This window comes from Brevibacillus sp. FSL L8-0520 (assembly GCF_037963895.1).
Lineage (GTDB): Bacteria > Bacillota > Bacilli > Brevibacillales > Brevibacillaceae > Brevibacillus > Brevibacillus borstelensis.
The window spans coordinates 572,114-596,474 of record NZ_CP150171.1 but is presented as its reverse complement, the minus strand read 5'-3'; the positions used below and the strand labels follow the sequence as shown (position 1 = coordinate 596,474).

The following is a 24,361-nucleotide window of genomic DNA, read 5'->3' as shown; positions in this document are numbered from 1 at the left end:
AATCGCCAAATGAAGCAAGGAATACGCCTCTCTTCCTCACGCGGGGTTTTCCTTTTCCCCGCCAAACCGGAAGTGACATCTAGGCGGCTTCTTCTGCCTCTCCATCCGATTTTTCCTTCGCTTTGTTCAAAATGACAATTCCCACGATAACAAGGACGAGCGCAACAACCTTGATCAGGCTCAGGCTTTCCTGAAAAGCGAACACCCCGATCAAAGCAGTCAAAGCCGTTCCTACTCCTGACCAGGTTGCATAGGCCGTGGAGAGCGGAATCGTCTTGAGGGCAAAGCTCAGACACGTAAACGAGGCCAAAAAACCGATGGCCACACCGATGGAGGGCCAGAGAACCGTAAAGCCTTCCGATATTTTCAGCATCGTAGAGCCGAACGTCTCCAGCGCTATCGCCAAGCTTAAATAGATCACACCTGTCACAACCGATAACCTCCCACTTATTTCGCAAGATTCAGCAGGACAATGCCAATGATCAGGATGGCAATGCCTGCGATCGCTTGCTTGTTTACTTTTTCTCTAAACAGGTACACGCCCACAAGCACGGTCAGAATCGTCCCGACGCCGCTCCAGGTCGCATACGAAAGCCCCAGCGGAAGTGCTTTCAGCGCCAGGGACAATGCATAGAAGGCCGCTCCGTAACCGATCACCACGCCGACACTCGGCAAAAAGCGCGAAAAACCGTTGGACAGCTTTAACATGGTAGAAGCGAATACCTCCAGGACAATCGCTGCCCCCAGAAATACATAGGCCATGATTCTTTTCCCCTCTCATTTGTGTACGTGCAATTCCAGGCCAGCTCCGCTCAATCCGATTCTCCCTTGGTGAGCTGGATTAATCTCGCGATGACTTTCGCTTTCATCTCGTCATTTACAGGATTGAACTGGAACATGTCGTTATACCACAGTCCATCCGCGACGAGGTAGATGATATTGGCTAACACAGGGTCGATCTGGTCTTCTCCGGTCTTGGCGTAGAACTGCAAAAAACAGTCCTCCAAAGGACGGAGCAGCTCTCGGTTCTCCATCACTCCACTGAACAATGCCGAATACAGCTCATTATTTTTTGACTTGTCGTCGCCCGTCAGCTTCAAGTACGTCCGAGTCCATCTTCCGCGAGGGTCATCGTCTTCATCGTAAATGGCTTGGAATTGCTTTTCGACTTGTTCCTTGGCATAGATGACGATGGCTTCGATCAAGGCTTCTTTGGTTGAGAAGTGATACAAAAGTCCTCCCTTGCTTACCTGGGCCTCCTTGGCAACGGCATCCAAAGTGAGCTGGGCTGCTCCTTCGGAAAGAATGACGCGAGTCGCGGCCTCGATTATGTCAACGCGTTTAGATGAACGCATATGTCATGCCCCCCTGTTTTGTCCACATCATTAGTGTACCGTCTGGACGGTTTAGTTTTCAACGTTTTTTTATCTATTCCACCTATCACCCTATCAAGACTGACTGGCTCAAGTGTTGTTCGAGGTCGAGGACTCGCTCACGTGTTGCTTATGTCCCGGACTTGTTCCCGTGTTGCTCAGGGCCTGGGCTCGCTCAAGTGTTGTTCATGCCCTGGGCTCGTTCGCATGCTGCTCATCTCCCGCCGCAGCTTCGCAAGGCTTCCGTTGACAGCCCCCCTTCCCGTGAATAATGTCTGTCTTCGCTTTTGCCATTTTTAAAAATGAATGAACCAAATGGTTAATGGAAGAGGAGAGGAAATCATGCAGGGCTTGCAGCAGTGGCTTGGCAAGCGGGTGACAATCTCTTACCTTCCCGCAAAAGCGCTTTTTCTCAGCCTGCACGTCCTCGCCAATCCCGACCACCACACCTCCCGTATCGGCCGGGTGCGCGAAAGCAGCCGTGGTTTCAAGCTGCGATGAAAAGGCCGCAAATGAGCCGTATAGCCTTGCCTTTGCCTTTACTTTGCCCTCCGTTTTTTTCAGACAAAACAGCCACCAGAGTCGGTGGCTGTTTGCTTTGTTTTCTTTCATTTGCTCGGGCTTTTTTCTGGCATAGCAGCTACCGGAATTCCTTCCGAAACAAAACGCGATCCTGTCCCTTGCCGTCATGGCTCACAAATACGGGCACGCCATCCACCTCGCCGTTCCCTTTTTCTATCTAAAATCCCATGCGCTCCTGATGGAATGCGGCGATCCTCGCGGGGTGTGGGGAAGAAGCTTTCTCCCGATCCGCCCCGAGCTCTTGCAGGCAATCCGCAAGAAGCAGCTCTCGGTCTTTACCTGTCACTTGCCCATGGACACCAGCCGGCCCATCAGTACTGGCGGTGCGATCATGGAAGCGTTGGAAGCCCAAACTATGCAGCCTTTCTGGCGGGAAGGAAACGGGCATGTCGGCATGATTTGCCGGGTAAAAGAGACGGATACCCCGTGTTTAATCGATCGTTTAACATCGATTTTCGCCATCTCCTGCGTTGACTTTGAGGGAAACAGCGAGAGAAGATTCAGTGCATTGCCATCGTTCCCGGCTGCGGGGATGTGGTCGACCGAATGCGTGAAGCGGAAGCGCTGGGCGCCGATGAGAAATCTGATGTGAAGCTTATTTCTCAGACACGGTGGTGGCTGTAGAGACTGGGCGGTTTTCCACGGGAATGGACGGCGGATCGAATCGTATAATGCAGCCCATTTACGTAAGATACTTGTTTGGCGATGATCACGGTATGGCTCCTTCCTGACACAGGTTGCCACATATTACCACTGCGGACGAGAACAAAAAAAGATAGCTCATTTCTTAGCCAAGAAGCAGAGCTATCCTGCCTATGTTTTTGTATGTAAGGAAGCTTTCTTTCGATTGTGCGAATCACCCGCCTTGCCGTGTGCGTCCGACCGGCAGCCTCTCCTTGGGCGTGGCCGTTTTTTCCAGCGGAAACCGCTTTTTCTCGGTCCGCTCGATCTGGGTGATCTGCGATTCGTGCACGATGATGTTCAGCGTCCCGTACTCCAGCCCCTCAAGAGCTTGCAAAATCATCTCCAGACGGGTGTCAACGGATTTTCCATGTCCTTTGTTCGACATACGTTCCACTCCTGTTTATGCCCGATTTGATTTGCTTTCTCGATTGCATGGTCGCGGGTTATCCGGACCTGGCGCGATTAAAGAAATGAATAATCTGCATTATTCATATCATATAAGTCGGATTTAAAGGCCAAAAAAGTACTACAACACCTTTTCCATCATCGTACACGAGCGTCTGCAAAAGACAATCGGAAGCTTTTTGGCTTTCGCCTGGCTCTTTACGTGACAAGACAGATTGTGATTGACGAAATCCGTAAACACTACGATCATTTTCGTATCAGCGGGGATGTTCACTTTGTACTGGGAATGTTTGCGTCCCGTGACGTGATAAATTTGCCGGTAACCGCGTCCGTGGAGCACATCGGTGATATTGCCCAAGCGGTCTCCGCCAATGACCAAAACTGCTGACATCGCTTCTCCCTCCAGACCTTTTCCTTTTTTCAATACCGTACAATCCGTTCGTGATTTCTGTTCGCTTGCTGTTCTCGTGTATTCCTGATCGTCAAAAGACAAGCAGAGCCCCTTGGTTGCGGGGAAACCTCCAGTTGTCCAGTCGGTTTCGCAGTGTTCGCGCGTAATTCCAAGTATTTTTATAGGTTTTTACATCATTATAAAAAGTTCGTTGTTGCCTGTCAACGGCTGTTTGTGGTGTGAACTGTTTCCGCTGGTAATTAATTGCAATTCATCGTTGTTTCGTGCTTTTAAAAATGGTGGGTGTTCGCGCGATAGTGGAGGAGATGAAACAGGGAGAAAACACTTCAGGTTCGGTGGGACACTTGCTGGGGGGCTGTACTGGCCGGCCCCATTTCAAAAGCGGAAGCCGCGTCCAAAAGCAGTATTTTCAAAGATGCGATTCAGAGTTGGACGCTAAGGGCAGCTTCCGCTTTTGGAATGGAGCCTGGGCGGTGTCCCAAAGACCTTCGCTGTTTTCTCCCTGTTTCATCTCTACAGCTTTTCGTTTTTACCGGTATTTTTAGAAGGAGAATCAAGGAAGACGCAAAAAAGAAAGACCTTCTTATTGGGAAGGCCTCAGCCTGTAGACAAAGTTCCGTAAGGAACAGGGTCTGCAGGCTTTTTTGTTGAATATAGAACATGTTACGTTTTCAAAAGTTATTTTTTAGAGGTGGCATTATGCTTAATAAGCAAGAGGCCGAAGGGCGTTATCAGATATCTGCATTCTCGCTAGATGAGTTGGTGCCAGAAGATCATCTCGTAAGAAAAATTGAAAATGCAATCGACTTTTCGTTCATCTATGACTTGGTGGAAAGCCTCTACTGTCATGACAATGGCAGACCCAGTGTTGACCCTGTAGTCTTAGTTAAAATTGCTTTCATCCAATATATTTTTGGAATTCGTTCCATGCGACAAACGATTAAAGAGATCGAAACCAATGTTGCCTATCGGTGGTTTATTGGCTATGATTTCAGTCAGCCCATTCCCCATTTCACGACCCTAGGCAAGAACTATGTTCGCCGTTTTCGGGATACTCAACTCTTCGAGTCGATCTTCCTTCGAATATTGGAGGAGGCGGTTCATCATGGATTCGTGAAGCCTGATGTGCTTTTCATTGATGCTACGCATGTAAAAGCCAGTGCGAATAAGCATAAATACGTGAAAGAAATCGTTGAAGAACAAGCGAAGAAATATCAAGAGCTGCTGGACGAAGAAATCAATCAGGATCGTATTGCACATGGAAAGAAGCCCCTTGAAAAAAAGACAGAAACTTCGAAGAAGGAGGTGAAAGTCAGCACAACTGACCCGGATTGCGGATTGTTTGTAAAAGGGGAAAAGGAACGTGTATTTGCTTATAGTTTTCATACAGCATGTGATCGAAATGGATTTGTGCTTGGTGCCAAGGTAACGCCAGGCAATGTGCATGACAGTCAGGTTTTTGAGGATGTTTTGAATCAAGTGCGAAAGACGTTTGCACAGCCTCAAGCTGTGGCAGTGGACTCGGGATACAAGACGCCTTACATCAGTAAAACACTCCTTGATGACCAGATTCGCCCCGTTATGCCCTACACAAGACCACGCACCAAAGAAGGTTTTTTTAAAAAGCACGAATATGTGTATGATGAATATTTCGACTGCTACATCTGCCCGAACGAGCAAATCTTAACATATGAGACAACAAACAAGGATGGGTACCGTATCTATCGATCAAATTCTCAAGTTTGCCGAAGTTGTCCGTTCTTGAAACAATGCACGGAAAGTAAAGACTACACAAAGAGAGTGAGTCGCCACATCTGGGCTGATTACCTCGAAGAGGTAGACCACCTCCGGCATACCGAGGAAAACAAACAAATCTATAGCAAACGGAAAGAAACGATTGAACGTGTATTCGCTGATATGAAGGAAAAGCATGGCATGCGTTGGACGACCTTACGAGGACTGGAGAAGGTCACGATGCAGGCGATGCTTGTTTTCGCTGCCATGAACTTGAAAAAAATGGCGACCTGGCTATGGAAATCAGGTCGCCAAAAGGTGAACGATCAAAACACCTTCGGTATTTTCATCAAATTATTAAACAAACTCCCTCTGCTGTTCGTTCAGCGAGGGAGTTTGTCTGCAACCTGAGACCTTCTTATTGGGAAGGCCTTTCCTTGCTTCTTGTTTCTTTAGACTTTTATTCATCTGCTTGTGGAAACAAAGCTTCGTTCCGATATCGCAACGGGTCGGTCACGCCAATCGTTTTTGCTTTGTTTATCTAACTGAGACAAAACAGCATTCCTTAAAAAGCCCGTCCGTATTGCTTTGGAGGCACGAGTTCGCCGTTTAGCTGCTTGATCGCGTGCAGCGCCCAGTACGGGTCGCGGAGCATAGCGCGGCCGACGGCGACCAGATCGGCGTCACCGTTGCCCAGCGTCGCTGCGGCAAGATGGGGGTCGTCGAGGATGCCTACGGCGATGACCGGGACGTCAAGCGCTTCCTTGATCGCACGGGCCATCGGGACCTGGTAGCCGGGATGGATGCCGGGGCGGCCACCCGAACCGATCGGGCCTTCTCCGCCGCTGGTGATGTGGAAGATGTCCACGCCCGCCTCCCGGTAACGCCGGCAAAGCTCGGTGCTGTATTCCAATCCGTAGCCGCCGTCGATATACTCGACTGCCGATATCCGCATGATCAGCGGCATTTCCGGCGGCAGCACGCTTTTGACAGCCTGGATGACTTCGATGCCGAACAGCGCGGGGTCCTGGCCGTACTCGTCGCTCCGCTTGTTGGTAGCCGGGGAGTGGAACTGGTGGATCAAATAGCCGTGCGCCCCGTGCAGCTCGATGGTGTCTACGCCAGCTTCGACAGCCCGCCGCGCTGCATCGCGGAACAGCCCGACCATTTCCTTCACCTCGTCCGTGGTGAGGGCACGCGGCGTCTTGAACTGATCGCTGAATGCGATAGGCGACGGTGCGACAGGCACTTCCGCATCCTGTGCCTTGCGTCCAGCATGAGCGATCTGGATGCCGATCTTCGTTCCGTATTTCTGCACTTCGGAGATGATTCTTGCGAAGGCGGGAACTTGCTCGTCAGACCACAGGCCGAGATCGTAATCGGTAATCCGCCCGTCCGGGTCCACATCGGTCATTTCCATGATGATCAGTCCGGTACCGCCGACAGCCCGGGATACGTAGTGGACGAAATGCCAATCGTTCGGCGCGCCGTCCTTGGCCTCTACGGAATACTGGCACATCGGGGGCATGACGATACGGTTTTTGAGCGACAACCCTTTGTACTGAAATGGGGAATCCAGCTTGATCATAGCCATACTGTTAGCTCCAGCTCCTTCCTTTTCTTTCGGTACGTTTATCATCTCAAAAGCGCCCCCGATTGGCAAAGCTTCTTGACACTTTCGTTGCAGTTTTGACAGGAGGAGACACCCGATACAACTGGTGCGGCCTTCCGCCATTCTCTGATGGCCCGCCATTTTCCTCCAATCAAGAAAAACAAAAGCCCACAAGCCGAAGCGTTCCGACTTGCGGGCAGTCCAGTGCTCCTCATTCATACAGATCTTCTGTAATGAGAACAACCTCGCCGAGGTGGCCTGGATTGTCAGGAGAGTCGCTTTTCATCTCAAGCAGATAAAAGCCGTCCACATATGTAAAGGAAGCGGAGACGGCGTCCTTTTTTGCCGGCACGCCTGCCGAATTGACCGTCAGCCCCAACGCTCCCATCACCTTCATGATATCATCCGGATATTTGTAAGGCGCTCCCTTCTCTATCGACAGCTTAATCCGCACGGCTTTCCCGTCCATAAATATGACGCTGATCGTCCCGATTCCAACCGTATAATCATTTTGTCTGTACGGCATCTGCTTTTCTGTGGACGTCAGTATCCTTTCGCCATTCTCGGATTGAATCGGTGTCCCCAGTACTGCGGAAACCTCTTCTTCCGTCTTGCCCGCAATTAATGTAATATCAAATAGTCCCGTTGCTGCATTTTCAATTTGACCAGGTTCGCTGCCGGCTGCGGCAGCCCCCGTGCCCTGCTCTGGATTGGCACCCGGCTTAGCAGTATCCGGTACGGGTGTTTCCTTTGCTTCCTGCTGTCCCTGGACGGATGCGGTCCTTTGATCAAACACATCCTGAGGCTGCGTCTTCTCTGTGGTACAGCCCGTTAGAATTGCGATAGCCACTATTAGGTATGCAATCTGTTTCATGACAACCCCCTTCCGCCTCCCCTTCATTATACGCCATCCGAGCTGAATTCACTATTTTCTGTAAATAAATATCATAGACAAACATAAAGAAAGCTTCCATTGAAGCTCTTCGAAGAGCAGATTCTTCGTTACAGGAAGCGAAAAAACCCCCTTGGGCAACCTGTATGGCCGCCTTTCGGGGGTCGTCAAAAACTTTTCCTATTTCCTTTATTCCGGCATGGAACCGATATAGTTGGACTGCGGGCGGATAATCCGGTTGTTGCTCGCCTGCTCCAGGACGTGAGCGCTCCAGCCTACCACACGGCTCACGGCGAAGGTCGGCGTGAACAGGAAGTCATCCAGGCCCACGGCACGCATCACTGCTGCGGCAAAAAACTCTACGTTGGTATGCAGCTTGCGGCCCGGTTTATATTCGTCCAAAAGCTTCAAGCCGACTTGTTCCACGTGGGTCGCCAGGTCAAACCACGGATCGTCGGCAGAGAGCTGGGAAGCTACCACGCGAAGCGCTGTCGCCCGTGGATCGATTGTCTTGTAAACGCGATGGCCAAAGCCCATCAAACGCTCGCCGTTTTCCAGCTTGGCGCGGAGCCAAGGCTCTGCGTTTTCCTTCGTGCCGATGGCTTCGATCATTTCCGTTACTTCAGAAGGAGCGCCGCCATGCAGCGGTCCTTTCAATGCGCCGATTGCCGCTGTGATCGAAGAGATCAGGTCCGATTGAGTCGAGGCGACGACTCGTCCGGAGAATGTCGATGCGTTCATGCCATGCTCCTGGGTGAGGATCAGGTAGGCATCCAGGGCCCGGACATGCGCCGGACTCGGCTCCTGACCTTTCAGCATATACAGGTAGTTGGCTGTATGATTCAGGTCCTGGCGGGGATTGAGCGGTTCGCGTCCAGCCAGGCGGGCAAAGCGGTGAGCGATGATTGTCGGCATTTTCGCGGTCAGAGAAATCACCTGATCGAGGCTTGGCGGCCATGCGTGATCGGGAGCAGCCAGCGCAGAGACGCCGGTCCTCAGCACACTCATCATATCGACATCCGCAGGTATCAGATCGAGAATGCCTTTTACATGTGCAGGCAGTTCCCGGTTGGCCCTCATTTTGTCTTGCAGCTCGGCAAGCTCCTGTGCGCTCGGCAGGTGCCCGTACCAGAGCAGGTGAGCGACTTCCTCAAAGGTGTGATGAATCGCCAGATCCCGCGCCCAGTGGCCGCGGTAAACCAGGAGTCCGTTTTGGCCATCCACCAGACTTAAATCCGTTTCGGCTACGGCAATCCCGTCTAAACCGATTGCTAACGTATGTGTTGTCATGATCACCACTCCTTTTTTCTCCGTATCTTTCCCTTAAGTATATCGATTAAAAAACACAAAGGGAAATAGAAGAAATCAGGGGTTTTGATCACTTTCTGCAATCAATTGGCAGGCGTCGCCGGCTTTGTCCTTCGACGCCCATACGTCATGAAGCGCCAGACGGTTTCCATCGGACCTCGTTCGAAATATCTCATCCAGATCGTGCTTGCGACCAACTGAAAGACATAGATGCCGATAGCCAGGTACAGCCACTGAACAAGCGGCATCGGCTGGATGTGGAAGAAATGAATGATCGTCATCACGAGAAATGTCTGCCCGAGATAGTTGCTCAACGCCATTTGACCTGCGTACCCAAAAGGTCGCAGCACGCGCTGGATCCTTTCTTTCGTCAACAGAACAAACAGGCCCGCAATAAAAAACAAGGCAGTCGGCAGGGTTCCCAGATTGACCATAATTTCACGGGCAGCGTCCATCGTTTCTCCCGGATGTACATAAGTCCAAATCATGGCGCATTCTACTGGAATGCTTAGCACCAGTGCGGTCAGACAGACGCTTTTCAAAAGCTTAACGTGCGTAGCCACAGCACTGATCAGGCCTCGTTTCCCTGCATACAAGCCCAGCAGGAACATCGTGAAAATGGCGAGAATGTCGCTGCCAATAGCGCTTGCCCAGGTGTTTATTTCCACGCCCGACAGCGTTTGCCAAAGCACGATCGCCTTTGCCGCCGTGTACAGAAGCCCTGTGCCTCCCGCCCAAGCCAGGATGGTTGATGTCTTTCTCCGATAAAACGGTATCAACAAAAATCCGATGACAGCATAAGCGGTCAGAATGTCCCCAAACCAAATCACCATATGCACAATACCAATCAAAAGCAGGGCCAGCAGCCTCCGGGTAAAGCGCCAATACACTTTGTCCCTCCGCTGCTCAGCACGAGACATGAAAATAAAAAATCCCAGGCCGAACAGGAATGAAAAAATACTATAGAACTTGGTCTGAATCATTACATCGTACAGCAGTCTCAAAAGCGCATTAATCCCCGTCTCTTCCGGCATCGGCATCTCTTCCGTATAAATAAGAAAAGAGGGCATGTTTACGATCAAAATGCCAAACAGAGCAATCCCCCTGACGATGTCGATGGAAAAGATCCGATCTCTTTTAGCGATGGGTTCCGCCCCCATTGGTTTCAACCCCTTTGTTTAATCACACTAAACAAAAAGGAGTATACTAAAAGAAAAGAAAGCTGTTCCAGCGATATTCCTTACAGTTTGCTTACAGCTTTGTAATCTCTGTTCGTTTTTCTCTACCGGGGCACGCTAATGCACAGTCTCCATCGGTGAGTACAAGGCCTCCAAAATATCGACAAAGTGCTGTGCGGCCTCGCTCAAGCCTGTTTTCGGAACGAGCAGGTAGGAAGCCGCACTGGGAACAGTCAGCCCGGGAGTAGGCAGCTCGATAAAGCGGTTCTCAAACAGCTCCCGGCTGATCGCTGACCGTGGCAAAAAGGAAACCCCGAGACCTTCTTCAATAAACCATTTGGTAATATCGACCTGGGAAACGGCCATGGTCCGAAGCGACAAGCCCCGCTGTCTGAGCAGCAAAAGCAGATCGTCCCAGTAGCCGGGGTGATTGTGGGTCAACAGTCGCTTCGTTTGCAGCTCCTGCTCCCAGTCAGGCAGCGGTGCCTCCATGTCTCCACCGTAATGCGGCACGGCAAATACGACCGGGTCTTCGTACAGTTTGTAGGCGGAAAGCTGCAGCTCACCCGGAATCATTCGCGTCAATCCGATATCAGCCTGTCCACTCTGAACGAATGGCCCAATCTCGACGGAATCAGCCAGCTTGATCGACAAGTCCACATCCGGATAAAGCTTGGTGTAGCGATGAATCAAATGGGACAACCGGGTTCGGGCAATGATCGGCGAGACAGCCAATTGAAGCTTCTCGCGGTAGCCCTGCCGCCACGCCATCAGATCTTCCAATCCGTGATGCCACTGCTCCAATAGTCCTCTTGCGTGCGGCAGGTAGCGCTTGCCTGCGGGCGTCAAGCGGACCCGCTTTCCGACGCGTTCAAACAGCTTCAACCCCAGTTCGGTCTCGAGAATGCGAATATGTTGGCTGACTGTTGGCTGCGCGATAAACAACGCCTCCGCGGTCTGATGGAAATTCTCTGTGGTTGCAGCCATCACAAACGTCTGCAAAACGCGAAAATCCAAAGGTCCCCCTCCTTTATCCTTGCAGGCTTGACCCTTGTATATATGATCGGGTCGTACCGGGTTCTCACCATTCTATTCTATATCGCAAAGAAAAACGTCCCCATGCTGCTGCCAATATTGCGAAGCACCTGCTACTTGCTTTAGGCTCGGCACTTCTTATTTTGCCATGCAGACAGGCGTACAGGAAGGGAAGACTCTTTTTTTGCGCAAGCCATCGCCACATTTGTCACAGGCAGTGTCCACCGACCGGAAATATCCGGGACTTTTGCCGTCTTGTCAGCCGTTCTCTTGTCTACCATTATCACGAAACACGACAGGAAATCCAGCCAACGGACAGGATACCCCCCCTTTTCTCCTGGTTCCATCTTCCTCTTTTTTAAACATATTACCAATTTTCGACATCTTTGCCCTCTTTATGTGGTACAATACGAAATCGGGGCGAGAAACGTCTTTTTTTGCCCCTACAGAGAGAAAATATTTGAGGAGGAAGAAAATGGAGACCACCACAAACGTGACCCCGCCTCGCAAAAGCTCGAAAAAGGCGCTGCTGATCGCCGGTGCAGTCGGGGTTGCGATTCTAGGCGGATTGGGTACTGCGTACGCCAAGCTGGACCTGTTCAAAAGTGCCAAAACGATTTATTTAGAGGCAGAGGCCAACAATGTCAAGCAACTGGCAGACGATGCCTCCCAGTCCTTTGGAGAATACGAAAAATATATCAAGCCTTACCTGGAGAAGCCTGTTCACTCCACGATGGAACTGAGCCAATTCAACATTGACGCAGATATTCCGGACCCGCAGGCTCAAAAGGTTTTGGACCTGTTGAAGAGCGCCAAGCTTGTCGTTGAAGCGAATGCGGATGAACAAAAGCGGCAGCAGTCCGGCAACTTTGAAATCCATCTCAAAGACAACAAGCTGATCAACATGGAGTATTTTGTCGACGATACGAAGATGGGCTTCCGTTTCCCTGACTTCTACCCCAAGTACGGCTATGTTGATTTGAAAGACCGCGATGTGATCAAGGAAAAGCTCGGCGAAGAGCTGCCGAAGCGCCTGGTTACCAACAAAGATATGTATGAAGCGATCAAATTCAGCCGCGAAGAGGTATCCAGCATTTTCGCTCCGTATGCGCTGATGTACGCTGAAAGCTTGAAAGACTCCCAGATCGCGATGAACAAAAACGCCTCTTTCTCCGAGGAAGGCTACAAGACAGACGCACGCGAAATCACTGTCACCTTCAACGCCGAGGAAGCGAAAGCGCTGTTTACGAAAATGGCCGAAAAGGCAAAAGCGGATGAAAAGCTGTTCGACCTGATCTACAACCGCTACCACAACGTATCAACACTGCTCATCGACAGCGGATACCCTGACGTACAGGAGCTTTCCAAGGATGAGTTCAAGAAGGAATACGAAAAAGCTTTCGACGATGCACTGAAGGATCTGAAAGATACAAAAAACTCCAAAGAACAGCTGAAAATGATCGTTCTCGTAGATGGAGACCATCAGATTCTTTCCCGCAAGCTGGTATTTGTCGAAGAGAACCAGAAAGAACAAAACATCTGGTCCAGCGTAGGCTTCAAAAACGGAGCAGACACGTACCAACGCTACTCCCTGTTCGTTGAGGATGGCGGCGAAAAAGGCGAAATGACCCTCAGCTACAAAGCAAACAAACAAGGCGACAAAACAACAGGAACGGTAGCTTTCCTGTTTGACGCCCAGCCGGACGTATTGCTCGACTTGACAACCAAATTCGAGACAACGAAGCAAGCCGACAAGGAAAACGGCACGTACGACTTCACGCTGAAAGCCAAGTCCGATTCTGATCCAGAGACGATCTCCCTGACCGGCCAAGTGACATCAGCCGTAACCAAAACAGAAAACGGACGCGATACTGACGGCACGTTCAAGGTGAACTTTGAACAATCCACTCCTGACATGCCAAAGAGCTTGAGCATGAACCTCAAGTTCAAGGAAGAATTCGGCAAGGCAATTACCATGCCGAGCTTGAGCGCTGACAATGCGGTCAACGTCGCGACTGTGACAGAAGAAGAAATGATGCAGATTCAGCAGGAAGTAGGCACTGCTGCCCAACAGTTTATGATGAAAAACATGGAGCTGTTCCAAGAGTTCATGCCTCCTATGCAATAAACCCGGGCTTTCGTTCGGATGATTCGACAAAAAACCTCTTTCTTTTGAAGAAAGAGGTTTTTTTGTCGATAAAAAAATGGCAAAACCTTGCAATGAATATAAAAAATTACTTTTCCTTTGAAGGAATACAGTTTCTCCAGACGAATAATTACCAATATTTAGAATTCTATCAAATGACAGGAGGAGAATGTGTGAAAAAACAAGCGAAATCGTTCATTCCCTTATCCCTCTCCGCAGCCTTATTGTTCAGCGTTGCTCCCGGCGGTGTCTACGCTTCCGAGGATCTGAGCAAACGGGAGCTGTCAAAGCTGAACAGCGTCACCAATGCAGTAGTGGAGCAGGGAGCAGCAACAGCCAAAATCTCTCCCCGCCTGAACACAACATCGCGGAAAGAGGTAAGCGTCATCGTGCAGCTGCAAGGAGAACCTGCCGCGAGCGAAGCGTCCTACAAACGCGGTTCGCGCTCTTCTGCCACGCGCTCGGCTGAATCGCGTGTCTCCCGCGAACAAACCTCCTTCTTGAAGGAAGCGCGCAAGAAAAATATCGATCTACATGTAGAACGCACTTTTTCACATGTCTTCAACGGGATGGAAATGACGCTGCCTGCCAACGAAATCGAGAGTCTGGCCAGCCTGCCGCAGGTAAAAGCAGTTTATGAAAACACGATCTACACCATCCCCGATGTCGAGCTTGACGCGATGAATGGCCGCGAATTCAAGTACGATATCGCTCCCCTCAAGCAGATTGGCGTCCTGGATATGTGGGATGCAGGTCTCACCGGAAAAGGGTTGAAGGTCGGTGTCATCGATACAGGTGTCGACTATCTGCATCCTGACCTGAAGGATGCCTACAAAGGCGGCTACGACTCCTACGACAATGACAAGGACCCGTATGAAGAGGCGCCCATCTCGCCCGATGACGATGCAAAAGGCGAAGGCGGCTACGAGGGCTCCTCGCACGGTACGCACGTCTCCGGGACGATTGTGGGCCGCGCCAAGAACAAAACGTCCGATGTGCAGGTAAAGGGGATCGCCTATGAGGCCGATCTCTACGTGTACCGGGTACTCGGACGAAAAGGCGGCAGCTCCGCACAGGTGATCGACGGTATCGAAAAAGCGGTGAGAGACGGCATGGACGTAATCAACCTGTCACTCGGGGCAGACATCGAAAAGAATGCCGACTCCCCCGACTCGATTGCGGTCAACAACGCGATGCGCGCAGGCGTCATCACTGTAGTAGCCAACGGCAATGCCGCCTCCGACGAGCCGGGCAGATTTTACTACACGGCCGGCTCCCCGGCAGGAGCGAAGCTGCCGATCTCTGTCGCGGCAGTGAATTCTCCAAGCATTCTGTACGACGCTTCCGCCAGCTCATCTCTCGGCCAAGACTACCAATTCCACGTCATGGCCTGGCAGATCAGGGAAGACAATTTCAGCGAGCTGATCGGCACAAATCCGCTCCCTGTCGTGTACGCCAACCTGGGCTCGGTTCAAGATTTTGAGAAGGTAGACGTAGCTGGCAAGGTCGCTCTCGTGTCCCGCGGCACCCTCGCCTTCACTGACAAAATCATCAACGCGAAAAAGGCTGGCGCTGTAGCGGTAATCGTCTTTAATGGAAACGACAAAGACGGCGATGGACAGGCAGACCTCAATCTCCCGCCGGAAGATCGCGGCGGTTATGTGGACACCATACTGGGCGACCAGATGGATGCTATCCCTACCTTTGACATGAAGGGAACGGAAGGACGGGCTCTCGCCTTGCAGCTCCTGAACAATCCGTCCAGCCCTGTCACCCTTACCTTCTCCAGCGACTATCCGACCACCAGTGACAATGGAGACAAGGTAGCCAGCTTCAGCTCCCGCGGTCCCGTGCTTGGCGACAATTACTCGATCAAGCCGGATGTAGGCGCCCCAGGGGTTTCCATTCTGTCCGCTTATCCGGCATGGTCCAAGCTGATCGACGGTGCCAGCTACGAGAAGGCATACGCTCGCTCCAACGGAACCAGCATGGCGACCCCGCACGTTGCCGGCCTTGCTCTCCTGTTGAAGGAGGCCCATCCGGAATGGACTCCCTTTGACGTAAAAGCCGCTCTGTCCAATACGGCAAAGCCGCTGTATGAGGAAGAGGATGTTCTCTACGATGTCTACTCCCAGGGAGCAGGCCGCGTCGATGGATTTGCGGCGATGAAAACTCCTGCCCTGCTGCAGACAGTAGAGCAGCTCACCATCTTAAACGAAGATTTTGAAGCGGAGACGATCGAATACAACGGCTCCAACTACAGCTTCGGTCTGCTGAAAGCAGGCAGCAAGCCTGTTTCGCAAACGCTGCAAGTCAAGAACACGTCCGATAAAGAAGTGAGCTACAGAGCCGAGGTCAACATGCACAGCTCGGTAACCACCGATCCTTATCGTCCAAAGGATACACCGGACCCGAACAACATCGATGTCAAGCTGTCGACCAAGAATATCACCGTAGACGGCGGCGAGATCGAAACCTTTACCCTGACTGTAGAGCCGCAGGAGGATGCGGAGGAAGGCGTGTACGAAGGTGAAGTTGTCCTGCGCAGCTCCGATCGCAGCATTCCCAAGCTCCATCTTCCGTTCGTCATCCACGTGGGCGACAAGCCGGAGGATACCCACTTTGGCCTCGACAATATGAAGCTGTCCAGCGCCATCCTGTCTCCGGACGGTGACGGCGAAAACGATACGATCACTGTAGAAGCATTGCTCCAGGCTGAAGGCGTCAATGTGATCGAGCTGGAAGCCTGGAGCATGGATGACACGTACATCGGTACGATGGCTGCTCTGTTTAACGATTACAAACCATTTGCTCCCGGCCCGATCACCTTCTCCAACATCGACGGCACGTACGTGAACGGTTCTCTCATACCGAAGAAGCTGGATCCAGGCGTCTACAAGCTGCGCCTGGTGGCACAAGTAGTCGACCCTGATCTGCCGAGAGGCGAACAGGTCGTCGAAACGTATGAGATCTGGAAGTCGTTCAAGCTGGAAATCAACGAAACGGAAAAAGGCAAGCGGACAACGGAGAAGAACGACGATAGCCTGAAGCAAGCGGCTGAGGAATTTGAAGGCAATGTCGTCAATACTGACAAAGTAGGCGAGGCTGTTCTGGAACTGCCGGAAGACTCTGATGCAGTGACCTATGCCGTCACCGAAAGCTCCCATCCCGAGCTGATCGACAATGCGGGCGTACTGCTTGCATTGCCGGAAGAAGGCAATGAAACCGTCACACTCTGGGTTACGATTGCATCCAAAGACAACCCGGATCAAACTGAAAAAGTGAAAGTAAAAGTGAAGCTGGAAGCTGGAGAAGAATCGCGATAACACCGCAAGAAGGGCTGTCCCCGAAAAGTAGGAACCTACTGGACGGGGAAGCCCTTCTCTATTGTTTCATCCGTTTATTCCCTGCTGCCCATGGAGGGTTGGAGATCTTCACCCTCCACGATAATCGCCATCATTTCCCTCTACGCAAGTTTCCCCAAAGCAGTGAGAATCTCATCTTCAATCGCATATAAACGTGAGTCTGGTCCCCCTGCTGCGGGAGGATGGGAGGATTCCCAGGCGATCGTCCGGGCAAAAGCTTCTGCGCGTGAAACTTTTTCGGAAAAACCGAGCAGACGGCGAATCTTCCCCGTATCGATCTCGATGTGTTGGCTGGTCTCTATCCCCAGTTGCATGGAGGGGGGCAGCATGTCGGGAGCTGCCGTTACGATACTCCCCTGCCAGCCAACTTGTGCCGCGATGCCCATGATCCAGTCACGCAGCGAGTAGCTGTCCGACTCCCCGAGGTTGAAGATTTCCCCCTTTGCCCGATCGTCCTCCGCTGCCAAAACGATGGCTGCCGCCACATCCTCCACGTATCCGCGGGTCCAGCGCCAATTGTCCAGCCCCTCCTCCAGCAGGATGTACCGTCTGCCGTCCAGCATCGGCTTCAGATACGGATACATGCGGTTTTGATAGTCTCCGGGGCCGTATACCATCGGCAGGCGGAGTACTGTTCCCGGCAGGCTGGGGCTGCTCATGACGACCCTTTCTACGAGCACCTTGTCGTAATCCTGTCTGTCTTCTCTCATGCCGCGGAACGGATACCGCTTCTCGCCCAGCGGCGACTCCTCCGTCAGCAGCCCGCGCTCGACAGGGCCGTCCTCGATCCGGTTCAGGATCTGAAACGCCCTGTATACATCACAGCTGCTGATCGCTACGACACGATCGGCAATTCCGTCGAAAACAGTCATCATACTCGTCGCATCGGACTCGGTATAAGGAAACATGTCAATCACGACATCTGCCTGATACTCGGCAAACTGCTGGCGATAGCTTTGCAGCTGCACTCGGTCCCCGATGATTCGTCTGACCTCATCAGGAAATCCACCATCTGCTTTCAACTCGCCGCGGTTGAACACCGCTACTTCGTGACCGGCCGAGACAAGCTGTCTGACCACATGCGGGCCGATAAAACGAGTCCCTCCCAGCACCAGGACTTTCATCTCCCATCTCTCCCCCGCGCTACAGTTTTTCGATCACCTTGTCGACAATTCCGTACGCTCTTGCTTCCTCTGCGGTCATGAAATAATCGCGGTCGGCATCCCGTTCCACTTTTTCAACCGGCTGCCCGGTCCGCTTTGCGATAATCTCAAACAGCAAGCGGCGATGGTTCAGAATTCGATCTGCCTGGATTTTGATGTCGCTTGCCTGTCCCTGGCTCCCGCCCCACGGCTGATGAATCATGATCTCCGCATTGGGCAGGGCGTAGCGTTTACCCGGAGCTCCTGCCAGCAGCAGGAAAGAACCCATCGAGGCGGCAGACCCGATGCATATCGTAGAAACCGCAGGCTTAATGAATTGCATCGTATCGTAAATGGCCATCCCCGCCGTGATAGAGCCCCCCGGGGAATTGATGTACAGATGAATATCCTTTTCCGGGTCCTCCGCTGTCAGAAACAGCATTTGGGCGACTACCGCATTGGCTACTTGATCGTCGATTGCGCTGCCCAAAAAGATGATCCGGTCTTTTAACAGACGGGAGTAAATATCGTAAGAACGCTCTCCATAGCTGGTTTGCTCCACTACAACCGGTATCAGATTCATGTTCATGCCTCCTGTCTTCTTGTTTACTCATTTCCACACAACGAAGAGTTACGCGGCAGCTCTCCTGCCCAGCATAGCCTGAGGGGCTGCCTGTTTGCGCTCGGCCGCTTCAAATCCGGACGACACGATGGTGACAGTAGCGGGATTCTCTTTGGGCCCGACTGTCCAACTGGTTACCGTCGCTTCCTGCTCCACTGTTCCACGGCCGCTCTCACGCGTAGGAAAGGGAATGACCGAACGATCCTGCTGCCTGACATCACTTTCCCAAATGACTACTGCTTGCTTTTTCATTACCGGCATCATTTCTCTTCTCCTCCTTGGGCGATTTGGGGATAAACAGCCAGCACAACTTGATACGCTTCCTCTGTCTCGTCATGTGCTTGATATTTCTCGACAAGCTGGCTTACCAACTGCACGTACTCCTGCACAAAAGCGCTGCGCTGCTCCTTTGTTGCCAGCCGGATACTGGTATCGACCGTCGCACTCGGGACCTCCTCCTGCTGATCCGATCTCTCCAGGAGTGTAAGGGCATCCCGCTTAATCCGTTCGGCGGCCGTGATCAGATGGGACAGCGACCCTTGATCCTTGATCCGGTCGACGGTCTCTTTCGGCCAGTTAAGCGTCTCCGACAAAATGTAGGTCCGGGCGATAGCCTGGTACAGCACCTCTACCAGATTTCTCACCTGCCGCGTACCGACCCGACGTACCAAACCGACCTTTTCCAGCGCCTTGAGATGGTAATTGACCCGTTGGGGGATTTCGTTGATCCCGCGGGCCAGTTCGGCCGCGGAGGCAGGTTCGGTCAATCGGCCGAGGATTTCCGCCCGCAGCGGATTGAGCAGAGCCATGGCCTGATCCGGCGACTCGACGACATACGTTTCCAATACTTGTTGATCCATTATATACACCTCGGAAAACTTATTGTTCACGTAAAAATATTTTATTACGTGAATCTCCCTTTTGTCAAATGGTGGAAAGGCCTTTTTTTGCAATCCATGTATCAGCCAGTGATAAAGCTGCTCCAGATTTTGTGGGTTGCACCCACTCCCGGAACGGAGTTACAATATGGGGTACCAAGAACCGAGGTTCTTGCCAGCGCCAATCAAAAGGGGGGAAATCACCGATGGAAGATCTGATTCTTCTGTTTTCGCTGGATGATTTCTTCGCCTTGCTCGCCTTGTTCGCGGGCTGCTACACCTCTGTTTCCTACATACAGAACTGGTGTCGTCCGCAGAGATTGCCTAATGGCTGGCGTTCTAGCGATACTTACGAACCTTCTATCAATCGTTGCTTGGTCGAGACGTATCCGACGGCGGCAAGGCAGCCGCAGCGCAGACTGATTCTGCGACGCTTGCGGTATGCAGACAGCGACAACGACGGCTCGGCACTCCTGTTTCCGGCATGATCAGAAAATCTGTCGTAAATAAGGAGGTTGATCAGTATGATCGCCAAGTATATCGGAGAAGCTTTGTTGGCTGTAATTGCACTCCCGCTGTTTGCTTACCAGACAGCAGAAAGCTTGCACGCTCTCGCTGATGTGTTTGCTCAGATGACCGATTACTTTAAATGAACATATTATTGGAAATAGGCAACCAGCCTGGCCGCAGCATTACGGTCAGGCTGGTTTTTCTTCTTGTCCAAATCCCACGTTTTCCCATTCGCAAAATGAGGAATACGTCTTTACTTTACCTCGGCATTCGGATATAATGATTATATAATTTAAAAAGCACGAACTTTTAGGAGGAGCCTGTCACCAGTGGCTTTCTTTTGCCTTTTTTCGCAAAAGAGCCAGTGGTGGCAGGCTCTTTTTGCTTGTTTTCCATTTGCAAACAATTTAGAAAAAGGTGGGGATACTGTATGCTAATCTTCCAACTGGCTGTGATCCTGCTCGCCTCCAAAATTGCCGGAGAAGTGAGCTCCAAGCTCGGACAGCCTTCCGTCCTCGGGAAATTGCTGATTGGGATTATCCTGGGCCCTTCGGTGCTCGGCCTGATCTCAAATACGGAGATTCTGAAAGAGATCAGCCAAATCGGTGTCATCCTCCTGATGTTTATTGCCGGGTTGGAGACCGATATAGACGAATTTAAACGAAGCGGAAAATCCTCCATGAATGTCGGCGTCGTCGGCATCGTCGTTCCGCTCGCTCTCGGATACGCTGCCGGAATGGCCATGGGACTGCCCACACTGGAGTCTGTATTCCTGGGTCTGCTGCTTTCTGCCACCAGTGTGAGCATCTCCGTCCAGGCTTTGAAGGAGCTCGGCAAGCTGAAATCAAAAGAAGGCGCAACCATCCTGGGAGCCGCCGTCATTGACGACGTGCTGGTCATCATCGCACTCGCATTTGTCATGAGCTTTGCGGGCGGTGATGTCAATCTGGGAATGGTCGTACTCAAGAAAGTGGCCTTCTTCGCGGTCGTCATCCTGCTCTCCTGGAAAGTCGTTCCGTGGGTCTTGCGGAAATTTGCTCCGTTGAAAGTGACGGAAGCGGTCGTAACGGCCGCCCTCATTATCTGTTTCCTGTTCGCCTACCTGGCGGAATACACCGGAGTGGCCGCCATTATCGGCGCGTACATCGCCGGCATCGCCATCAGCCTGACCAATTATCGCCATGAAGTAACGGAAAAAGTGGAAACGATCAGTTATTCCATCTTCGTACCGGTCTTCTTCACCTCAATCGGGGTGTCGGCCCAATTCAACGGCATTGTCGATCATCTCTGGCTGATTGTCGGCCTTAGCATTTTGGCCGTCCTGACGAAGTTTATCGGCGGAGCACTCGGCGCAAAGGTGTCCGGATTCGGCTGGCGCAGCTCGTGGGGCATCGGGTCCGCGATGGTGTCTCGCGGTGAGGTCGCCTTGATCATTGCATCGATTGGACTTGAGGCGGGGCTTTTGGCTGACAGCATGTTTGCTGTATTGATCGTCGTCGTCCTTGTGACCACGATCGTGACCCCGCCGATGATGAAGATCTTCTTCTCTGAAAAAGAGACAGGGAAAGAGCAAATTGCCCTGAGAAAAGAAGCGTAGCTGCATGCAATGCATCTGCCAAGAACCAACTGGCTTCAGCATACAAAGAAACTCTCTGCCCGGGACGAACCGGCAGAGAGTTTTTTCATGGATGCCGCAGCTTTACTTAGTTTCGCGGTGCAAAGTGTGCTTTTTTAAGCGGGGAGAGTATTTTTTTAATTCAAGCCGCTCGGGGTGATTCCGCTTGTTCTTCGTCGTGATGTAGTTCCGGTCTCCTGACTCTGTGCATTGCAGCGTTACCTGTACGCGCATCTACGCTCCTCCTTTTTGGGCTGCATCCCTTGAAAGCCCATTGATGATTCGGCTGTTTCTCACAGCGCTGTTTCCACGACAGTATCTGCTGTCGGGAGCGGATCGGCAATCGCGCTCCAATCTCCGCGGTACTCATCCTCAGTCAGCAAGCACCGATCCAGCTTCTGCTCAATCTCTTCCCTGTTCATCTCCATGCCGATAAACACCAGCTCGGTTTGGCGATCTCCATGGTCGGCATCCCATGTTTTCGCCCACTCCGGATCTTCTGCCAGGATGGCCTCCCGCTCCGCTTCAGGCAGAGCTGCGGCCCAGTACCCGGCGGCGCCGATTTCAATCGAAGTTCCTGCCTGGCTCAGCGTCATGGCCAGGTCATTGCGCGTCGCGATCCAGAAAAAGCCCTTGGCCCGCACCACCTCTTCCGGCCAGTCCTCCAGCCAGCTCGCAAAGCGCTCCGGGTGAAACGGTCTTTTGCGTCGGTAGACAAAGGAAGAGATGCCGTACTCATCCGTTTCCGGCGTATGCTCTCCGTGCTCCAGCTCTTTGATCCAGCCGGCAGAACGGCTTGCTTTTTCAAAGTCAAACAAGCCGGTATTCAGGATATCCCTCGGGTGTACATGCCCCCGGCTGGTCCGGATCAGCTTGGCATCCGGCTGCAATTTGCGCAGGACCGCTTCCAGTTCATCCAGTTGTTCCGGCTCCACCAGATCGCACTTGTTTAGGATCAGCACATCACAAAACTCGATCTGGCTGATCAAAAGATCCACGACATCGCGGCGATCTTCCTCTGCAGCTGCCTGACCGCGCTCAAGCAGGCTTTCTCCGGAGGAAAAGTCGTGCCAAAAACGGTTGGCGTCTACGACCGTCACCATCGTGTCCAGCCGGCAAACGCGGGACAGGTCGATGCCCATTTCCTCGTCGACATACGTGAAGGTTTGGGCAACTGGCACCGGTTCGCCAATCCCGGTCGATTCGATCAGAATGTAGTCATACGTCCCTTCAGTGGCCAAACGCTCCACCTCTGTCAGCAAATCCTCCCGCAATGTGCAGCAGATGCAGCCATTGGACATCTCCACTACCTTTTCCTCGACCCGGGACAGCCCGCCTCCCTGGGCAATCAGCTCCCCGTCAATATTCACTTCGCTCAAATCATTCACGATGACCGCGACTCGCATCCCTTCCCGATTGTTCAACACGTGGTTGAGCAATGTTGTTTTGCCTGCTCCCAAATACCCGCTCAGTACTGTTACCGGAATCCGATTGTCACTCATGCCTATGTACAACTCCCTGTTTGTGGATTGTGATGCGCAACAAATAAATCGTAACAATTACGATTTAACAATCATCCTACACCCCGCAAACAAAAGTTGTCAAGATAAATCGTATTCATTACGATTTAACAACTGCCTGAATCTATTTGCTCCTCCTCTGCTGGAAACAAAAAAAGCTGTCCCCGTCTGCGATAGACAAGGGACAGCCCTTAACCGTCAGTATTCAATGAAAAAGTGCTCGACAGGAGCTGTTTCCTATCTTCGGCTTTCTTGCAAGCTCACATGTTTATTTTTTTGCGGACCGAACGCTCTGAACCGAAGTCCCGACTCCTTGGCCATCTAATGTTACCTTGTACTGTTTCGGGTTATTGAGCGCTGCTTGATCGATCAAAGGTACAAACTTGGTATACTTCCACGTCAGGGCGCTGTATACGCGGCCATTTTTGGTCGGAATGGTCACAAGGATGTCTTTTACTTTGTCCGAGTTGATATAGCCGATGTTCAGCTTCGGCAGGTATCCGGCATCCAGCTTGCCTACGGAAGCAAAGAAATGCTGGCCCCTTCTTCCTTCGCGAACGACGATGCGCAGATCATCGACCGGCAGGCCAAACGCAGCTCCCTCTTTGTGTCCGACCAGCATGACATGGTCTTTGATGCCGTCACCGTTCACATCGGCATACTTGGTGTCGAGTACAAATGTGATGTCTTTATCCAGAGAGATTCCCGTATTGAGGAACACATCAGGAGACGGAAAGTTGTCTGATTCCCCCGGGCTTACAGTCAGGCCGACAAGCTTCGGCTTCTGGTTTTCCAGCTTCCAAATGCTTGTAGCGTGAGCGATCTGGTCGTTTCCGTGCAGTCCCCACATTCTTTGACGCCCCACGTATTGAATCGACCCGTTCTCGGTCACATAGGGAACCAGCTCAGCCAGCTTGTCGGAAAATCCGTTAGTCGGCTGCGTCACTTTCCCCTGCTTGTTATAAATCCCTCTGCGCAGGTACTCGTCTTTGTTTTCCTTGATATCGATATAGGTCGTCGCTCTCGTCTTGTTGTCCACGACTTTGGCGCGGAATCCGTCAATGAACTGGATCGTGAACAAGATCGACTCCTCCGGCGCAATCCGTACGATCTGAACTGCTGTCTGCTGACTTGCTTGTGCCTGAACGGGTGCTCCCGTCCACGTAGAGGTCAATGTGACTGCTCCCCCCAAAACAACTGTACATAACGCTCGTTGCCATGCTTTCATTTCTTTCTTCCTCCCTTAGTACCCAGGCTTTCCTGCTCTTTTTCTCCTGTTATCATTAGCACAGGTCCAGAGTCATGCCTCTTTTCATGTATGTCCCATCCACTTATCCGCCATATTTCG

25 protein-coding genes are annotated in these 24,361 nt (G+C 51.9%); 7 read left to right on the top strand and 18 right to left on the bottom strand.

The window, feature by feature from the left end; genetic code table 11:
• Positions 1-79: 79 nt before the first annotated feature.
• The 4 genes from NSQ24_RS03295 to NSQ24_RS03280 form a co-directional block, all read right to left on the bottom strand.
• Positions 80-430: a multidrug efflux SMR transporter gene (locus NSQ24_RS03295; protein ID WP_003389860.1), complete on the bottom strand. Its 351-nt coding sequence runs from the start codon at positions 428-430 to the stop codon at positions 80-82.
• Between the two features lie 17 nt (positions 431-447).
• Complete coding sequence (locus NSQ24_RS03290) at positions 448-762, bottom strand: SMR family transporter (RefSeq protein ID WP_003389861.1); 315 nt, start codon at positions 760-762, stop codon at positions 448-450.
• A gap of 50 nt (positions 763-812) precedes the next feature.
• On the bottom strand, positions 813-1,355 hold the full coding sequence (locus tag NSQ24_RS03285; protein WP_003389862.1) for a TetR/AcrR family transcriptional regulator: 543 nt from the start codon (positions 1,353-1,355) through the stop codon (positions 813-815).
• A 204-nt stretch (positions 1,356-1,559) separates the two neighbouring features.
• Positions 1,560-1,985 (bottom strand): hypothetical protein, encoded by a 426-nt coding sequence (locus NSQ24_RS03280; protein ID WP_141334161.1) that lies wholly within the window; start codon positions 1,983-1,985, stop codon positions 1,560-1,562.
• Between the two features lie 76 nt (positions 1,986-2,061).
• On the opposite strand from NSQ24_RS03280, the gene NSQ24_RS03275 reads away from it, so the two are divergent.
• On the top strand, positions 2,062-2,547 hold the full coding sequence (locus NSQ24_RS03275; protein WP_122958070.1) for a hypothetical protein: 486 nt from the start codon (positions 2,062-2,064) through the stop codon (positions 2,545-2,547).
• Between the two features lie 264 nt (positions 2,548-2,811).
• Here the strand turns inward: NSQ24_RS03275 and NSQ24_RS03270 are convergent, their stop codons facing one another.
• Both NSQ24_RS03270 and NSQ24_RS03265 read right to left on the bottom strand, forming a co-directional pair.
• Entirely contained in the window at positions 2,812-3,024 is a 213-nt protein-coding gene (locus NSQ24_RS03270; protein WP_024983341.1) for a YezD family protein, read from the bottom strand.
• Positions 3,025-3,165: 141 nt separating this feature from the next.
• A complete protein-coding gene (locus NSQ24_RS03265; RefSeq protein WP_024983340.1) occupies positions 3,166-3,435 on the bottom strand; it encodes a DUF2325 domain-containing protein in 270 nt (89 codons plus the stop codon).
• A 720-nt stretch (positions 3,436-4,155) separates the two neighbouring features.
• On the opposite strand from NSQ24_RS03265, the gene NSQ24_RS03260 reads away from it, so the two are divergent.
• Complete coding sequence (locus NSQ24_RS03260) at positions 4,156-5,601, top strand: IS1182 family transposase (protein WP_024985259.1); 1,446 nt, start codon at positions 4,156-4,158, stop codon at positions 5,599-5,601.
• A gap of 154 nt (positions 5,602-5,755) precedes the next feature.
• Here the strand turns inward: NSQ24_RS03260 and NSQ24_RS03255 are convergent, their stop codons facing one another.
• From NSQ24_RS03255 to NSQ24_RS03235, 5 genes are all read right to left on the bottom strand, one after another.
• A complete protein-coding gene (locus NSQ24_RS03255; protein WP_003389870.1) occupies positions 5,756-6,778 on the bottom strand; it encodes an NADH:flavin oxidoreductase/NADH oxidase in 1,023 nt (340 codons plus the stop codon).
• 235 nt (positions 6,779-7,013) lie between these two features.
• Entirely contained in the window at positions 7,014-7,676 is a 663-nt protein-coding gene (locus NSQ24_RS03250; RefSeq protein ID WP_024983338.1) for a hypothetical protein, read from the bottom strand.
• Between the two features lie 207 nt (positions 7,677-7,883).
• Positions 7,884-8,984, bottom strand: a complete 1,101-nt coding sequence (locus tag NSQ24_RS03245; RefSeq protein WP_339167234.1) for a citrate synthase/methylcitrate synthase — start codon at positions 8,982-8,984, stop codon at positions 7,884-7,886.
• Positions 8,985-9,085: 101 nt separating this feature from the next.
• A complete protein-coding gene (locus NSQ24_RS03240; RefSeq protein ID WP_339167232.1) occupies positions 9,086-10,162 on the bottom strand; it encodes a DUF418 domain-containing protein in 1,077 nt (358 codons plus the stop codon).
• Between the two features lie 135 nt (positions 10,163-10,297).
• Entirely contained in the window at positions 10,298-11,197 is a 900-nt protein-coding gene (locus tag NSQ24_RS03235) for a LysR family transcriptional regulator (protein WP_024983336.1), read from the bottom strand.
• A 493-nt stretch (positions 11,198-11,690) separates the two neighbouring features.
• On the opposite strand from NSQ24_RS03235, the gene NSQ24_RS03230 reads away from it, so the two are divergent.
• Both NSQ24_RS03230 and NSQ24_RS03225 read left to right on the top strand, forming a co-directional pair.
• On the top strand, positions 11,691-13,343 hold the full coding sequence (locus tag NSQ24_RS03230; RefSeq protein ID WP_003389877.1) for a DUF6583 family protein: 1,653 nt from the start codon (positions 11,691-11,693) through the stop codon (positions 13,341-13,343).
• A gap of 191 nt (positions 13,344-13,534) precedes the next feature.
• Positions 13,535-16,687, top strand: coding sequence for a S8 family serine peptidase (locus NSQ24_RS03225; protein WP_003389879.1), 3,153 nt, complete (start codon positions 13,535-13,537; stop codon positions 16,685-16,687).
• 140 nt (positions 16,688-16,827) lie between these two features.
• Here the strand turns inward: NSQ24_RS03225 and NSQ24_RS03220 are convergent, their stop codons facing one another.
• Genes NSQ24_RS03220 through NSQ24_RS03205 form a run of 4 tightly spaced genes read right to left on the bottom strand, consistent with a single transcriptional unit; the run spans position 16,828 to position 19,350 of the window.
• The gene (locus NSQ24_RS03220; RefSeq protein ID WP_339167230.1) at positions 16,828-17,850 is read right to left on the bottom strand and encodes an NAD-dependent epimerase/dehydratase family protein; all 1,023 of its coding nucleotides are present in this window, start codon (positions 17,848-17,850) and stop codon (positions 16,828-16,830) included.
• A gap of 19 nt (positions 17,851-17,869) precedes the next feature.
• Complete coding sequence (clpP, locus tag NSQ24_RS03215; protein ID WP_003389881.1) at positions 17,870-18,451, bottom strand: ATP-dependent Clp endopeptidase proteolytic subunit ClpP; 582 nt, start codon at positions 18,449-18,451, stop codon at positions 17,870-17,872.
• Positions 18,452-18,499: 48 nt separating this feature from the next.
• A complete protein-coding gene (locus NSQ24_RS03210; protein WP_003389882.1) occupies positions 18,500-18,754 on the bottom strand; it encodes a hypothetical protein in 255 nt (84 codons plus the stop codon).
• Positions 18,751-19,350 (bottom strand): helix-turn-helix domain-containing protein, encoded by a 600-nt coding sequence (locus NSQ24_RS03205; protein ID WP_024983330.1) that lies wholly within the window; start codon positions 19,348-19,350, stop codon positions 18,751-18,753. Before NSQ24_RS03205 ends, NSQ24_RS03210 begins: the two co-directional genes overlap by 4 nt.
• Before the next feature lie 224 nt (positions 19,351-19,574).
• On the opposite strand from NSQ24_RS03205, the gene NSQ24_RS03200 reads away from it, so the two are divergent.
• From NSQ24_RS03200 to NSQ24_RS03190, 3 genes are all read left to right on the top strand, one after another.
• Entirely contained in the window at positions 19,575-19,856 is a 282-nt protein-coding gene (locus NSQ24_RS03200) for a hypothetical protein (protein WP_003389884.1), read from the top strand.
• A 36-nt stretch (positions 19,857-19,892) separates the two neighbouring features.
• The gene (locus tag NSQ24_RS03195) at positions 19,893-20,021 is read left to right on the top strand and encodes a hypothetical protein (protein WP_003389885.1); all 129 of its coding nucleotides are present in this window, start codon (positions 19,893-19,895) and stop codon (positions 20,019-20,021) included.
• Positions 20,022-20,308: 287 nt separating this feature from the next.
• Positions 20,309-21,475, top strand: a complete 1,167-nt coding sequence (locus NSQ24_RS03190) for a cation:proton antiporter (RefSeq protein ID WP_003389886.1) — start codon at positions 20,309-20,311, stop codon at positions 21,473-21,475.
• A gap of 102 nt (positions 21,476-21,577) precedes the next feature.
• On the opposite strand, the gene rpmG is transcribed toward NSQ24_RS03190, so the two are convergent.
• The 3 genes from rpmG to NSQ24_RS03175 form a co-directional block, all read right to left on the bottom strand.
• Positions 21,578-21,727 carry a 50S ribosomal protein L33 gene (gene rpmG, locus NSQ24_RS03185; RefSeq protein WP_003389887.1) on the bottom strand — a complete coding sequence of 50 codons (150 nt, stop codon included), beginning with the start codon at positions 21,725-21,727 and terminating at the stop codon, positions 21,578-21,580.
• Positions 21,728-21,786: 59 nt separating this feature from the next.
• Positions 21,787-22,995, bottom strand: a complete 1,209-nt coding sequence (locus NSQ24_RS03180; RefSeq protein WP_327969998.1) for a GTP-binding protein — start codon at positions 22,993-22,995, stop codon at positions 21,787-21,789.
• A 286-nt stretch (positions 22,996-23,281) separates the two neighbouring features.
• A complete protein-coding gene (locus NSQ24_RS03175) occupies positions 23,282-24,241 on the bottom strand; it encodes a hypothetical protein (RefSeq protein WP_024983327.1) in 960 nt (319 codons plus the stop codon).
• Positions 24,242-24,361: the final 120 nt, after the last annotated feature.

Bases quoted from the DNA above. Each gene is read 5' to 3' on its own strand.
- NSQ24_RS03190 (WP_003389886.1), top strand. From the start codon at position 20,309: ATGCTAATCTTCCAACTGGCTGTGATCCTGCTCGCCTCCAAAATTGCC.
- NSQ24_RS03210 (WP_003389882.1), bottom strand. From the start codon at position 18,754: ATGATGCCGGTAATGAAAAAGCAAGCAGTAGTCATTTGGGAAAGTGAT.
- NSQ24_RS03195 (WP_003389885.1), top strand. From the start codon at position 19,893: ATGATCGCCAAGTATATCGGAGAAGCTTTGTTGGCTGTAATTGCACTC.
- NSQ24_RS03275 (WP_122958070.1), top strand. From the start codon at position 2,062: ATGGCTCACAAATACGGGCACGCCATCCACCTCGCCGTTCCCTTTTTC.
- rpmG (WP_003389887.1), bottom strand. From the start codon at position 21,727: ATGCGCGTACAGGTAACGCTGCAATGCACAGAGTCAGGAGACCGGAAC.
- NSQ24_RS03290 (WP_003389861.1), bottom strand. From the start codon at position 762: ATGGCCTATGTATTTCTGGGGGCAGCGATTGTCCTGGAGGTATTCGCT.
- NSQ24_RS03245 (WP_339167234.1), bottom strand. From the start codon at position 8,984: ATGACAACACATACGTTAGCAATCGGTTTAGACGGGATTGCCGTAGCC.
- NSQ24_RS03260 (WP_024985259.1), top strand. From the start codon at position 4,156: ATGCTTAATAAGCAAGAGGCCGAAGGGCGTTATCAGATATCTGCATTC.
- NSQ24_RS03180 (WP_327969998.1), bottom strand. From the start codon at position 22,995: ATGAGTGACAATCGGATTCCGGTAACAGTACTGAGCGGGTATTTGGGA.
- NSQ24_RS03270 (WP_024983341.1), bottom strand. From the start codon at position 3,024: ATGTCGAACAAAGGACATGGAAAATCCGTTGACACCCGTCTGGAGATG.
- NSQ24_RS03230 (WP_003389877.1), top strand. From the start codon at position 11,691: ATGGAGACCACCACAAACGTGACCCCGCCTCGCAAAAGCTCGAAAAAG.
- clpP (WP_003389881.1), bottom strand. From the start codon at position 18,451: ATGAATCTGATACCGGTTGTAGTGGAGCAAACCAGCTATGGAGAGCGT.
- NSQ24_RS03175 (WP_024983327.1), bottom strand. From the start codon at position 24,241: ATGAAAGCATGGCAACGAGCGTTATGTACAGTTGTTTTGGGGGGAGCA.
- NSQ24_RS03205 (WP_024983330.1), bottom strand. From the start codon at position 19,350: ATGGATCAACAAGTATTGGAAACGTATGTCGTCGAGTCGCCGGATCAG.
- NSQ24_RS03250 (WP_024983338.1), bottom strand. From the start codon at position 7,676: ATGAAACAGATTGCATACCTAATAGTGGCTATCGCAATTCTAACGGGC.
- NSQ24_RS03200 (WP_003389884.1), top strand. From the start codon at position 19,575: ATGGAAGATCTGATTCTTCTGTTTTCGCTGGATGATTTCTTCGCCTTG.
- NSQ24_RS03220 (WP_339167230.1), bottom strand. From the start codon at position 17,850: ATGAAAGTCCTGGTGCTGGGAGGGACTCGTTTTATCGGCCCGCATGTG.
- NSQ24_RS03285 (WP_003389862.1), bottom strand. From the start codon at position 1,355: ATGCGTTCATCTAAACGCGTTGACATAATCGAGGCCGCGACTCGCGTC.
- NSQ24_RS03280 (WP_141334161.1), bottom strand. From the start codon at position 1,985: ATGAAAGAAAACAAAGCAAACAGCCACCGACTCTGGTGGCTGTTTTGT.
- NSQ24_RS03240 (WP_339167232.1), bottom strand. From the start codon at position 10,162: ATGGGGGCGGAACCCATCGCTAAAAGAGATCGGATCTTTTCCATCGAC.
- NSQ24_RS03255 (WP_003389870.1), bottom strand. From the start codon at position 6,778: ATGATCAAGCTGGATTCCCCATTTCAGTACAAAGGGTTGTCGCTCAAA.
- NSQ24_RS03265 (WP_024983340.1), bottom strand. From the start codon at position 3,435: ATGTCAGCAGTTTTGGTCATTGGCGGAGACCGCTTGGGCAATATCACC.